Annotated in this window: 3 protein-coding genes; all 3 read left to right on the forward strand. The window is 40.4% G+C overall.

Annotated features, from left to right (window positions below):
- Nucleotides 1-419 precede the first annotated feature (419 nt).
- Nucleotides 420-1118, forward strand: a complete 699-nt coding sequence (locus AACT21_RS09570) for a hypothetical protein (protein WP_094163566.1) — start codon at nt 420-422, stop codon at nt 1116-1118.
- Nucleotides 1119-1258: 140 nt separating this feature from the next.
- Nucleotides 1259-1624, forward strand: a complete 366-nt coding sequence (locus AACT21_RS09575; protein WP_094163570.1) for a VanZ family protein — start codon at nt 1259-1261, stop codon at nt 1622-1624.
- A gap of 134 nt (nt 1625-1758) precedes the next feature.
- Nucleotides 1759-2030 (forward strand): hypothetical protein (locus AACT21_RS09580; RefSeq protein WP_141195235.1); only part of this gene is annotated, 272 nt, incomplete at its 3' end.

Raw genomic sequence — 2030 nt, forward strand, 5'->3', positions numbered from 1 at the left:
AAGCAATAAATCGTCATCACATATTTGTTGTTTCTTGATCGCGTTGAGCTGTTTATCGTTGTGAATTCAGCGGCAAAATAACCTTCAGCATCCAAACGTCCGCCGAGCATGCTACGCTCGTCACTTTTCTTCTAAATCGCTCAATTTGAGTTTTTGGTTTCTTTGCTGATTTGAGATTTTTGTTTATAAATTAATCACTTAGTTGGTTTTCAGTTTTCAAGCAAGCTCGTTCTTTGGTTTTGAAAGTATCGTTGTCAATCAGTTGGCCTAACAAACGGCTCAAGAGGGATTGCCAACGCGTGGCGGCTTTAGTGCAAAATTGAAGTTCAGTGTTTACGGTGTGTTTTTTGAGTTCGGCTATGCGTTGTCAACCCCTTAGCCGGGCGTTAGCTATTTAGGGACAATTCAATTTGAGATTCGTGACGATACTTAAAGATGAAGATGGTGCTATTTCATCTAGAGAGTTTGAGGATTATTCTTATCAAGGGCAAGCCGTCGACGTATGGGCGGAACGTTTTTCAATGGTAGGAGAACGTGACAAGTACATCGTAACTATTCGCGCGAAAGACGGAAATTTTACAGAGCTAGCCACTAGTAAAATGTGTGCTAATCTTCATACCGCTTTTCGCTGGGCTCGCAACAAGCTTGATGGTTATCCGAGTGTTTATGGTGAACTGGACTTACGGGATAGTAAGTCTGACGCCGCTGTTAAGGGTGAAGGAGCTGAACTCTATATTGCCGGCTATATTATGCTTGAGTTGGGGTACATAGTTTCTGTTGCTAGTCCTAATATGCCAGGTTATGACTTGTTGGTTGTAGACCCTAAGACTAAGAAATCATGCACGATCCAAGTTAAGTATCGTTCCTCAAACACATCATCATTGAAGTTAAACTCGACAGATTTCGATTTTTTAGTGTTAGTTGACAAACCTACTCATGAGATTCAAAAAGTATCCGCAAATATTTCTCGTCCGATCGCAACATTTGATGTTTGGATCTTAGATAGCAAGTATGTAAAAGAGCAAGTTAGAGCTAATGGATTGTTGTCAAACCCAAGGTACGACATTTTTTACCACAATTGGTCAGTATTAGTTCAACATTTATCTGAAACAAAATAGCTAACAATCTGTTTAAGAGTGATTCGCAACGCGTGGCATTTTTACTATGCGTTGCGCTTAGTGTTTAAGGTGTTATGCGGCGGCATCGTTATTGCGTTGCTCACACCTTAACAGGGCGTTATAGCGATTCGGAGAATATCTTGAAATCTTTGTTAAATTTAGCTCAACGTCACTGGCTGTTATTCACAATTTTAATAGCTCTGGCAATTACGGTTTTGTCTCTATATCCGTTGGATAATCTTCCTTCCGTTCCAGGGACAGATAAAACTCACCATTTTATTGCTTATGGGGCTTTGGCATTTCCAGTAGCGTTAGCGAGACCCGAAAAGTGGTTGTTATTTATCGTTGGCTTCTTAGTTTATAGTGGCTTTATTGAATTAGTTCAGCCATATGTAAATCGTTATGGTGAGTGGCTCGATTTAGGCGCAAATGGTTTAGGACTAGTTGTCGGTATTTCAATTGCTTCTTTTGCTCGGTCGATTATTCTGAAAGAAAAATCGCTATAACAAGCGCCTCAAGAGGGACTGTCAACGCGTGGCGTTTCCAGTCCCAATGAGCCGCGGTGGTTACGGTTGTTGTGTTTGAGTTTGGTGTTATGCGTTGCCAGCCCCTTAGGCGGGCGTTATATTTAGGAGATTTTATGGACCCTCAAGTAATCGAGTATGGAATAAACAAAGAATTAGCTTCTGTAGTTAGTGATATGTTTAAGGTAGGAATCCCATCAGTTGTAGCTATAGTGACTTCCTGGTTTACATATAAAGCGGGGAAGAAAAATTCAGAATTAACAAGAACGATAGCTGAAATGAATATTGAATCAGAGGCTAATAAATTGGCAAGTGAACGCCAATACGCATTGATTTTAGACATTAGCCATGATCTCACAGAAATTTATGAACAGACTCGTGCGTACCA

Source organism: Vibrio sp. V08_P9A1T1, from assembly GCF_963874405.1.
GTDB classification, from domain to species: domain Bacteria; phylum Pseudomonadota; class Gammaproteobacteria; order Enterobacterales; family Vibrionaceae; genus Vibrio; species Vibrio anguillarum.